Here is an 11,034-nt window from a genome sequence, read left to right as displayed (position 1 = left end):
TGTCATAATCATTCTTATAATGTCCAGCTTCAATTAATATGGTGTTATAACCCAGTTTTTGAAAATTATCACCTGTTGCTGTTGGATAAAATTCATCGGTATATCTTCCAATATGATTAGGTATTATTTTTTGAAGCAAATTATTCATTGCAACAATTACACTCATTGTTTCTATTCTTCCATAAGTTAACGTTCTTTCAACATCTTCAGAAGGAGCTAAAAAAGATATAGTAGCTGGATTCTTAGTTCCTTCTACATTAAAAATAGAACGTTGGTCATGTAAATTAAAACAAAATTTAGGTTTAAAATTATCTAAAGTTTCTCTCAATATTCTGCTCTCAACAGCTGTTTTTTCAACAGCATCTCTATTTAAATCAATATTATGAGCGTTTTCTCTTGTGAAATTTATTGCCCCATCAGGATTAAGCATTACTATGAATTCTAAAGTGCAATTATTCAGAATTTGATTTGTAACAATTTTAACTTCAGAATCATTACTTGCAAAAAAATTAAATAAATCAAATAAAGCCTTTGTTCCAGTGCTTTCGTTTCCATGCATTTGAGACCATGAAAGAACTTTTGTTTTTCCTTTACCAATTGAAATTTTATAAATGGGGATATTATTTTCAGAATACCCAATAATTTTTTTATTGAATTTTGATGATAGATTTTCAATTATAGGAAGTATATCTGAAAATAAGATACGTCTGCCTTTTAATCGTTTTTCGAAGTTTAAAGAATACCAGTCCTCTAATATGTTGATGCTTATAAAATCCATAAAGCAAAAATAATTATTTTTAATAAAGAAAAGGATTTTTATTAAACTTCTATTCAATTATTCATGTTACAATTGTAAACAATAATTAATTTACAAATGTAAACGAGTGAATAACTAAATTCTTATACAATTGTAACCAATATTTATACATATACTCTTGTATATTTCTGTTAATTTAAGTGAGTATAGGATAAATTTATTCATAAAATATAAATAACTGCATTTTAATTAGTTACGCCTATTTATATAAATCTATTATTTAAATAAAAACAAACTTTATAGACTGATTTATAACTTATTTTTGCTGGTTTATATTTAAAAAGTTACATTTGTAAATAAAATATAATTTACAATGGTAAACATTGAAGAATTTGCAAAACGGCTTAAAATAATCATTGATTATTATGAAACTTCGGCAGCTTCGCTTGCTGAAAAAATTGATGTGCAACGCTCTAGCATTTCTCATATACTTTCTGGAAGAAATAAACCTAGCTTAGATTTTGTTTTAAAGGTATTAAAAGCTTTTCCTGAAGTTGAGTTATACTGGCTGTTAAATGGTGTTGGTAAATTTCCTAAAGAATCTAAAATTACAGAATCTACTCCAACCCTATTTTCATCAAATGAAAATGATATAGTTGTTAAAGAAATTGCTGAGATTACTAAGGCTACAAATCCACCAGAAAAAATGGAAGACGATATAGAGCGCATTGTAATTTTTTATAAGAATGGTACTTTTAAGAATTATAAACCATAAAAAAAAGGCTTTTGATATTTCTCAAAAACCTTTTCAATTGTCCGGTAAATATTTTTATTCAATTAGCTTAGCCATTCCTGTTTTCAAAATTAATATTAATTCCTCTTTATTGCTATTGTTAGATTGTTGTTGTGCATAAACAAGTTGATTTATCATATTAACAGCCATTTTATCAAAATTATATTTTTTGTATTGTAATCCTAATTTAACAAAATCGTTTGTAAGATTTGATATTGCTTCTTTATTATCGCTTTCTGAAATCCATTTAAAAGCTTCAGAATAAAGTTGTTGAGTTCTTTTATTCTCAGATAAAAACATTCCTTTTAAAACGTGTTTAGCTATAAATGGCAACTTCGTTTTGTCTTGCTCACTTATGTAAACGTTGGTGATAGCATCAGATAAATGCTCTTTTATATCATCATTTAAACTGTTTACTTTTGTTAATGTAGCTTGTTTATCTATTTGATAAAGTGACGTTAGTGAACTACCTGTAATAGCGTATGATTCACTATTCATTCCTCTTTCAAAGAGTGGTTTATAAATTGGTTCAACAAGTTTTCCTAAAACATTTAATGCTGCCGCTTTTACCAATGTTTTTTCATCAAATTGTGCTAGTTTTTCTATTTTAGCGATGGCTTCTTTTTTATAATACTTTTGAAATAAATCAATATTTTCTAACGCTAGAATTCTCAATTCGTAATAAGGATCATCCAAAGCTTTTATTAACGTACTAAATGCTTCTTTATCTGTTTGTTGCTTTGCAATTTCTTCAATAGCGACTCTTCTATCTAAATAATGTGGTGCATTGTTGTATTGATAAATATAGTTTTCAAGTGTCTTTTTATCTGTAATTTCAGCTAAGAGCACATGTTTCGCATCAATATTTATAAGTTTAGGTAATTTATTGATAGGAAATGTAAATGAATTTTGTTTACTATCAACCCAAACATCATGACTTAATTTTCGGTTTTCTTCATAAATATCAATTGTTAATGGAAATTGAAATACCTTACCAAGTTGATTGAGGTTCACCGTTACCGTTCTATTAATTGTATTATAATCGTAAGTTACATTTAACTTAATATGTCCATTTCCAAAATACCATTGGTTGAAAAACCAATTTAAATCTTTACCACTTACCTTTTCAAACGCTAAACGTAATTCATGAGCTTCTGCGGTACCAAACTTATGTTCGGTTAAATAAGTGTTTATACCTTGAAAAAAGGCATCATCACCTAAATAATTTCTTAGCATATGTAAAATCGAATTTCCCTTGTGATAGCTTACAGGATCGAACATATGTTCTTTGTCTTCATAGAAAAAACGAACTAAATCTTTATCCTCACTTTGACTGTCTAAATACACTTTTATATCATCATGCATATGAGCATTAGCTTTGTCATTACCATATTTATACTCGTACCATAAATAAACACTGTAGGTTGCAAATGATTCGTTAACTGTTAAATTAGACCAACTTTCTGTTGTGACCAAATCTCCAAACCAATGATGAAATAATTCATGTGCAATGGTTTCTTCCCATTCATTATTATCAATTAATTGTCCTTTTTTCTGTTGTGCATCTTCTCCATGAACAACCGCTGTAGTATTTTCCATGGCACCACTAACATAATCTCTTACAACCATTTGGCTATACTTGTCCCAAACATAGGGTACGCCAGTTATTTCAGAAAAGAAAGTCATCATTTCTGGGGTTAATCCAAAAATATCTTTTGCAACATTTTCATATTCGGGTTCTACATAATAATCTACATCTAAACCATTCCACGTATCTTTTACAATGCTAAAATCACCAACTCCCATAAAAAACAAATAAGGTGCGTGTTTTTGATCTTGTTTCCAATAATCCGTTCTAGTTCCGTTGCTATTAGTTGTCTGGCTTTTTAAAGTTCCATTTGAAAGTGTTACAAACTTTGAAGGAACCGTCATATAAATTTCTTGTGTTGTTTTTTGGTTTGGTGAATCTATTGTAGGAAACCAACAGCTACTGGCTTCTGTTTCTCCTTGTGTCCATATTTGTGTAGGTTTAGTAGGATCTTCTTCTTTGGGATCTATAAAATATAGACCCTTAGCATCAGTAATAACTGTACTTCCTTTTTGTTTAACTTCTTCAGGTTTAGCTATATATTTTATATAAACGGTGTATTCTTCACCTTTTTTATATGATTTATCAAGTTCAATAATTATTTGATTATCTGAATAATTATAAGGTGCTATTTTGTTGTTTATTTTTATTTCATGAATTTTAAAAGCTTTTGCATCTAAAACAACTTTATTGGTTGCATAAAAATGGGGTGTTAAGGTAACCCAGGCTTCACCATTCATTTGGCTGTCTTTAAAATTGAAATCAACCTTTAATTTAGTATGAACTAAATTATTAATTTTCTCTCTTTCACCTCTGTATTCTTTTTCTTGAGCATTTATGAATACTGAAAATAGTACTGTAAGTGCAAATAATAAATTTTTCATTCGAAGTATATAATTTAAGGCTTCAAAAGTACTATTTTAATTGTTTTAAGTAGTTAATAGATAGTTAAAAAGCCATACTAGTTACAGTATGGCTTTAATTTATTATAAATATTTTTTGAAAATTTATTTTAGACTACTTAATAAACCTTCAAGTTGTTTTAATTGACCTGAATCTTCATCCATTTTTAATTCTTGAGTTAATTTTAGAATATCAGCTGGATTCATTTTTTCTCCTATAACTCTAACAACTGCAAACCCTTTTTCGCTATCTGAACCAAAAATCACAACTTCATCTATAGCGTCTTCTTCTCCCAAGTAATTAACACTTACATTTCCATTTCCTAAATTCATTCGCATTAATTGCTTGTATTTTGGATTTTTAAGTATGATTTTTACTTTTTCTTTTTCTGAATTGTATAATTCTTTGTTAGTTTCATTTAACTGTAAAGCTAAAAAGTTAACTTTTTTAATTGTTTCTAAAGTTTTTTTAACGTCATCAGAAACTTCAGTGTCTTTTAATTGTAATATGCTTGAAGGTAAATCAATAGAGATAAATTCACTATTTTCTTTACTGTCTACATAATACTTTTGTAATGACGGATTGGTATCACAAGCAATTGTTATTAAAGCTACAGCAATAACCAATCCTGAAATTTTTAGAAATTTTCTCATTTTATTATTTTTTTTATTTAATACCACTACTTGGAATATGAGCTTCAGTAAGTTTAGATATTTTATTTAAATCTATATCTCCTGTTAAAGATAAAATCACAGATTCAGCTTTTATCTGGTCGTTATATTTTTCAATACCACTTACATACATCAATAATTCACTTACATGGTCATCATCTTTACCACTTTTCACGTATATTTTTACTTTAGTGTCTTTGTCTTTTACACGCATTAGTTCAGTAAGTTTTTCAGATTTTAAGTATTTAGAAACTACATCACTCATTTGTTTCGATATCTCAGAATTTTCTGTTGTAAAAACTCTAAAAGAATTTAGACCTTTTACCATATCAAAATATTCAGCACCTTCTTCTCCACCACTTTTAAATTTGGCAAGCATTTTAAATGCTTCTTGGGTTACTACTACTGTTGTAACATCATCCATATCTTCAAACTTATCGAAAATTGAAGTTTGGGCGTAATTTGATAATGGGAAAATTACGATTGCGATTAAAAATATTATTTTTTTCATTTTTTTACTTTTTAGGTTGTTTAAAAATTTTGTTTGTTGTGTCTTCAAAACGTTGCAATTGTGCTATAGCAACATTTCCTTTGTTTAAATTTGCTGAAAGCAATTCTAATGCACCAATAGTTTCTGCATAAACTTTTTCAGCTTTTCTTTGTTGAATATTTTCATATCCATTGTAAACACTTACTAGTAATACTACTGAAGCTGCTACAGATAACCATTTCCAACTCTTCTTTTGACTGTTTAATTGTATGGTTTTTGTAAATCGCTCATTTTTACTAGTTGAAAAATATCCGAATAACGCTTGGTATTCTTCTAAATGTGGAGCTACATTACCTTTAGAAAAGTAGTTTTTCAACGCTTTCTCTTCTGCAATTGTAGTTTCTGCATTTTCATATTTTTCCAACAACTTTTCTATGTTAGCTAATTCCATAATTGTGTTGTTTTGTTAATTGTTCTCTAATTGTTTTTCGTGCTCTTGATAAAGTTACTCTAATAGCAGTTGGATTCATATTTAGCATTTCTGCAATTTCATCAAACTCATATTCTTCAATATCTCTAAGCTGTATTATTAATTTTTGTTGCTCTGGTAAGTTTTCAATTAATTTATGAACTTTACTTACACTGTCATTAAGTTCCATACGTCTATCTAAAGACGTTCCTTTTTCTCTATAATTACTATGTATTAAGCTTAAATTGCTCGCTTGCTTCGATTTTAATCTGTCAAAACAATAATTCTTTGTCATTGTCATTGCAAACGCTTCAATACTTTTGTAATCTTTTAATTTTTCTTTATTTCTCCATAACTTAAAAAGCAATTCCTGTGTAGCATCTTCAGCTTCTTCAGTAGATACTAGAATTCGTTTTGCTACTCTGAACACCTTATCTTTAAAGGGCATTACCGTATTTAAAAATTCAGACTGCTTCATTTTAAGTTTGGTTTAACAACTTTTTTTATCTGCTGTTACAATTATGACGAACATATTTCGTTTTTGTTACAGTCGCTTTATAAAATGTTATAAAAATTAATATCTTGCGACTTAAATTAAGGATAAATATAAATTTTAAAATATGAAAAAAGTAAGTTTCTACTTCTCTATTTGTTTGGTTTTAGCAATTGGAGTTTTAAGTTGCACAAAAAATGATAATATCTTAATTCCTCAAAATGTTGAAATTCAAGATTTTGTATGGAAAGGTATGAATTCTTGGTACAATTGGCAGTCAAGTGTAGAAAACTTAGCTGACACTAAAGACAGCAATCAAGCTGATTATGTTTCTTATTTAAATGGATACACAACTCCTGAAAGTTTATTTGAAAGTTTATTATTTGATCCTGGAAACACAGACAGGTTTTCATGGTTTGTTGAAGATTATATAGAACAAAATAATGCATTTCAAGGAATCACAACTTCTTTTGGGTTACGTTTAAAGGGTGTTTTTTTAGAGAATAATAATGATGCTATATTGTATGTGAGATATGTTGCTCCAAATTCAGCTGCAGATAATGCAGGGATTAAACGAGGAGATATTATTAGAGGTATTGATGGAACAACGTTGAACCAAAATAATTTTAATTCTGAAGTTGGTAAATTTTCTAATGAATCAATTACCCTAACATTTGTTTCTGAAAATGCAGGAGTGTTCATTACTATTGAGCATAAAACGATTACAGCAACTGAATTGTCTGAAAATCCAGTATATTTTAAAACGGTTTTTAATGATGTTAATGGTAAAAAAGTAGGGTATTTGGTTTATAATTCTTTCCGATCTTCCTACAACGACGAATTAAATGCTGCCTTTTCTTATTTTCAAAGTGAAGGAATTGATGAGTTGATATTGGATTTAAGATTAAATGGTGGTGGTTCTGTTTTAACTTCAGCTTATTTAGCAAGTATGATATATAATAATTCTGGTAGTGATATTTTTGCTGAATTAAAATTTAACAGTAAACATCCTAATGAAAATGGCTACTATTATTTTGATAATACTTTAGATGTTTATGATGTGAAAGGAGATAGAACTGGTGAAGAAAGCATTAATAGGTTAACAACAATCAACCAATTGTATGTTATAACATCATCAAGTACTGCTTCAGCAAGTGAAATGATTATTAATGGTTTAAGACCGTTTATTCCAGTTAAACTTATTGGAACTACAACCTATGGTAAAAATGTAGGCTCAATTACACTTTATGATTCTCCAAGTTCAGAATATACAAATATTGGAAGTGCAAACCCTGATCATTTAAATGCTATGCAACCAATTGTTTTTCAGATCTATAATAAATCGGGGCAAAGTGACTATACTCATGGTTTTAATATGGATATTGAAGTTGTAGAAGATGATTTTTGGAATGCAATTTTACCTTTTGGAGATGAAAATGAAGTTGTTTTAAAAGCTGCTTTAGATGACATTAGAGGGCTTACCGGTAAAAGTGAACGTATTTCTAAATATAAAAGTCGTAAGTCAATTAATGTAACTGAATTAGAAAACAAATTTGAAAAAGAAATGTATATTGATGCTACATTTTTTAATCAATAAGTTAGATACAGTATTTTTGTTATAAAAGGGGTGTTTTAATAAACGCCTCTTTTTATTTTAAATTAGGTCTATATTCAATCATAGAATCATCATCTACTTTATTCTTAGCATACTTATAGCCATCTTCCCACCATTTTGCCATCAATTTTTTGTTAAAAACTAAAGAATTTGTTGTTAATACTGTTGGTGTATAATATAAATTTAGTTTTACATCTTTATGGCTTGCACATAATTTTCCTATTGTAATATTATGACTTTCAATGCGCCCTAACATAAAATCAAAAACATCAAATAGCAATGAAAATGGATTCTTAGAGGGCACCCTATTTACTTGTGATACTTCTGTTTCTAAAATAATAACATCAATTTCCTTGGCTCCACGTAAAATAGCTTCTCTTATAGGAACTAAACTTCCAAAACCTCCATCGGCGTAGTGATATCCGTTTTTAACTAGCAAACTCATAAAAGGAACATAATTACAAGATCCCCATATCCATTCACAAAAGTCAATATATGTACAATCATTTATAGATTTATATTCAACTTCATTAGAAGTTATGTTTGAAACCGCTACAACAACATCCTTTTGCTCTTCTTTTATTTTAGTATACATCTCCTCACTAACACTCCTTTTTATAAGTTTCAGTAAATTTTTACTTTCTCCAAAAGTTTTTTTTCCTTTTATAAAATTCCATAAAGTATTAAGATGATTGATACTTATTACTTTTTCTCCGTGTACTTTTCTTATTACAAATGGATTATTGCTAAATATAGTACTCTGATTTACAGATGTATATATAACTTTTAATTCATCTACCATTCCTAATGCTAAATGCGAAACCATTAAACTTCCTGTAGAAGAACCTATAAAAATATCATATTTTTGCTGCTTATCTTTCATTAAATGTTCTACAACACCACCTGCAAAAGCACCTTTGCTTCCTCCTCCCGAAATAACTAATGCTTTTTTCATAAACCTATCATTGTTTTATTTAATTTAGTCGCATAAAATTATTAAAAATGAATAGAATTACAACGTGTTTTATCATCTTAATTAGTATTATTTCTTGTAAAAAAGATTACAAGCCTCGTGAAGTCATTACTATTTCAATAGAAAAGTTTAAAATGGATAGCACTAGTATTCGTGCCATCGAAATTATTAATGATTCAACTGTAGTTTATGCTGGTTCTGTTGGTGATATAGGAATTGTTACAGCTTCTGGTAAATTAAAAGCAATTCAAAAAATCATAACAGATACTATTGTGCCGCATTTTAGAGCTTTGGCCTACACAAAAGAGTCATTTTACGCTTTAAGTGTTGGTAATCCTGCTCTACTTTATAAATATCAAAACAATATTATTGATATTGTGTACAAAGAAGAACACGAAAAAGTTTTTTACGACTGTATGAAATTTTTCGATGCGCTTAATGGAATTGCCATTGGCGATCCAACTGATGATTGTTTGTCTATTTTAATTACTCGTGATGGTGGAAATTCTTGGGGAAAAATGGATTGTAAAGATTTACCAAAAATTAAAGATGGTGAAGCCGCTTTTGCAGCAAGTAACACTAATATTGCTATTGTAGGTGAAAATGCTTGGGTTGTTACAGGAGGTATAAAGGCACGTATTTTTCATACTTCTGATATGGGTTTAACTTGGAATGTGTACAATACACCAATTATTCAAGGAAAAAGTACTACCGGAATATACACAGTTGATTTTTATAGTGAAACACAAGGAATTATTTGTGGTGGAGATTATACTGATAAATTTGGTAATTATGCCAATAAAGCAATTACCAATGATGGTGGTAAAACCTGGGAAGTAGTTGCAGAAAATATGGAACCTAATTATGTAAGTTGTGTACAATATGTTCCTGATACAGATGGGAAAGAAGTTTTAGCAGTATCAACCAGCGGCATTTTTTACTCTAATAACTCTGGTGTAAATTGGGATAAAGTTAGCGATGAAGGTTTTTACGCCATCAGATTTGCATCAAAAAATGTAGCTTGGCTTTCAGGAAATGAAATTATTGCAAAAATGGTTATCAATTAAAATGCTATTTGAAATGAAAAATATTTTTAGTTTTATAGTACTTATATTCCTAGTTTTAAGTTGCTCTAATTCATCGGTATTACATAAAGAATTTGCTTGCAATAATTCAAAAATTGATAATCCAAAAGTAATAACAGATTTCAATAAAAACTTTAAATTAACTATTTCAAACAATTGGAAAACAACATTATACTTTAGTGAATTTGAATCTGAAATTTTTGCAGCAGATACTCTTAAACAATTAACAGAAACATTTATTTTAGGAACTTCATTCAATTTTGGAGTTCTAAATATTGATGCTAATTTTTACAAGAAAACAGATTCAATTTTAACACATAATAACTTAGAAATAATAAACTCTGGGAAACATTCATTTCAATCAAAGCCAGCTTCTTGGTATGTTGCAAAAGGAATTAAAAACGGATTTACTTACCACAAATTTAATTTAACAGCAAAACTCTCTGAAAACTCTTATTTTAATGGGTATTCTGAAATTTATGGAGATAACAATATAAATGAACGAATTTGTGAAACTATTTCAATACTTGAAAAAATTGAATTTTTGCAATAATTTAAGACATATAGATTGTAAATCCTCAATTGAATACTTACTTTTGCTAAAAATTTATATAAAATGCAAAAAATAATAGATCGTTTCGTTAAATATGTTAAAATAGACACACAATCAGATGATAATAATCCTGATTTTCCAAGCACCAAAAAACAATGGGATTTAGCTCATGTTTTGGTTGAAGAATTAAATGAAATTGGAATGAAAGATGTAACATTAGACGCTAATTGTTACATTATGGCAACACTTCCTTCTAATGTAGATTTTAAAGTTCCAACTATTGGCTTTATTGCACATATGGATACTAGTCCTGATTATACAGGAACAAATGTAAAACCTCAATTTCACCCAAATTACGATGGAAAAGACATTGTTTTAAACAAAGAACAAAACATTGTTTTATCTCCAAGTTATTTTGATGATTTATTACTGTATAAAGGGCAAACACTAATTACAACTGATGGTACTACCCTATTAGGAGCTGATGATAAAGCGGGTATTACAGAAATAGTTTCAGCGATGGAATATTTAATAAACCATCCTGAAATTAAGCACGGTAAAATTAGAATTGGCTTTACTCCTGATGAAGAAGTTGGAAAAGGAGCTCACATGTTTGATGTTGAAAAATTTGGAGCAGAATGGGC

The 11,034-nt window shown here is 28.6% G+C and carries 12 protein-coding genes; 5 read left to right on the top strand and 7 right to left on the bottom strand.

Going from position 1 to position 11,034, the window contains the following annotated elements; translation table 11 throughout:
* Positions 1 to 778 (bottom strand): M14 family zinc carboxypeptidase (locus tag Q0352_RS12725; RefSeq protein ID WP_299528033.1); only part of this gene is annotated, 778 nt, incomplete at its 3' end.
* A 352-nt stretch (positions 779 to 1,130) separates the two neighbouring features.
* On the opposite strand from Q0352_RS12725, the gene Q0352_RS12720 reads away from it, so the two are divergent.
* Positions 1,131 to 1,532 (top strand): helix-turn-helix transcriptional regulator, encoded by a 402-nt coding sequence (locus Q0352_RS12720; protein WP_299528031.1) that lies wholly within the window; start codon positions 1,131 to 1,133, stop codon positions 1,530 to 1,532.
* A gap of 54 nt (positions 1,533 to 1,586) precedes the next feature.
* On the opposite strand, the gene Q0352_RS12715 is transcribed toward Q0352_RS12720, so the two are convergent.
* The 5 genes from Q0352_RS12715 to Q0352_RS12695 all read right to left on the bottom strand — a co-directional run bounded on the left by Q0352_RS12715 (position 1,587) and on the right by Q0352_RS12695 (position 6,149).
* Complete coding sequence (locus tag Q0352_RS12715) at positions 1,587 to 4,022, bottom strand: M1 family metallopeptidase (protein WP_299528029.1); 2,436 nt, start codon at positions 4,020 to 4,022, stop codon at positions 1,587 to 1,589.
* Between the two features lie 123 nt (positions 4,023 to 4,145).
* Entirely contained in the window at positions 4,146 to 4,694 is a 549-nt protein-coding gene (locus tag Q0352_RS12710) for a DUF4252 domain-containing protein (RefSeq protein WP_299528027.1), read from the bottom strand.
* Positions 4,695 to 4,707: 13 nt separating this feature from the next.
* A complete protein-coding gene (locus tag Q0352_RS12705; RefSeq protein WP_299528025.1) occupies positions 4,708 to 5,223 on the bottom strand; it encodes a DUF4252 domain-containing protein in 516 nt (171 codons plus the stop codon).
* A gap of 4 nt (positions 5,224 to 5,227) precedes the next feature.
* Positions 5,228 to 5,653 (bottom strand): hypothetical protein, encoded by a 426-nt coding sequence (locus Q0352_RS12700; RefSeq protein ID WP_299528023.1) that lies wholly within the window; start codon positions 5,651 to 5,653, stop codon positions 5,228 to 5,230.
* The gene (locus Q0352_RS12695) at positions 5,640 to 6,149 is read right to left on the bottom strand and encodes a sigma-70 family RNA polymerase sigma factor (protein WP_299528021.1); all 510 of its coding nucleotides are present in this window, start codon (positions 6,147 to 6,149) and stop codon (positions 5,640 to 5,642) included. Before Q0352_RS12695 ends, Q0352_RS12700 begins: the two co-directional genes overlap by 14 nt.
* 142 nt (positions 6,150 to 6,291) lie before the next feature.
* On the opposite strand from Q0352_RS12695, the gene Q0352_RS12690 reads away from it, so the two are divergent.
* Positions 6,292 to 7,761 (top strand): S41 family peptidase, encoded by a 1,470-nt coding sequence (locus Q0352_RS12690; RefSeq protein WP_299528019.1) that lies wholly within the window; start codon positions 6,292 to 6,294, stop codon positions 7,759 to 7,761.
* 52 nt (positions 7,762 to 7,813) lie between these two features.
* Here the strand turns inward: Q0352_RS12690 and Q0352_RS12685 are convergent, their stop codons facing one another.
* Entirely contained in the window at positions 7,814 to 8,734 is a 921-nt protein-coding gene (locus tag Q0352_RS12685; RefSeq protein WP_299528018.1) for a patatin-like phospholipase family protein, read from the bottom strand.
* 47 nt (positions 8,735 to 8,781) lie between these two features.
* Here Q0352_RS12685 and Q0352_RS12680 point away from each other — a divergent pair, with 47 nt between their 5' ends.
* The 3 genes from Q0352_RS12680 to pepT all read left to right on the top strand — a co-directional run.
* A complete protein-coding gene (locus tag Q0352_RS12680) occupies positions 8,782 to 9,819 on the top strand; it encodes an oxidoreductase (protein WP_299528017.1) in 1,038 nt (345 codons plus the stop codon).
* A 13-nt stretch (positions 9,820 to 9,832) separates the two neighbouring features.
* Positions 9,833 to 10,390 (top strand): hypothetical protein, encoded by a 558-nt coding sequence (locus tag Q0352_RS12675; protein WP_299528016.1) that lies wholly within the window; start codon positions 9,833 to 9,835, stop codon positions 10,388 to 10,390.
* 63 nt (positions 10,391 to 10,453) lie between these two features.
* The coding region (gene pepT / locus Q0352_RS12670; protein WP_299528015.1) for a tripeptide aminopeptidase PepT at positions 10,454 to 11,034 on the top strand (581 nt) is incomplete at its 3' end.

Source organism: uncultured Lutibacter sp., assembly GCF_937891065.1.
Classification (GTDB): Bacteria; Bacteroidota; Bacteroidia; order Flavobacteriales; family Flavobacteriaceae; genus Lutibacter.
Note: the sequence above shows the minus strand (reverse complement) of the source record. Positions and strands in the feature narration are given on the sequence as shown.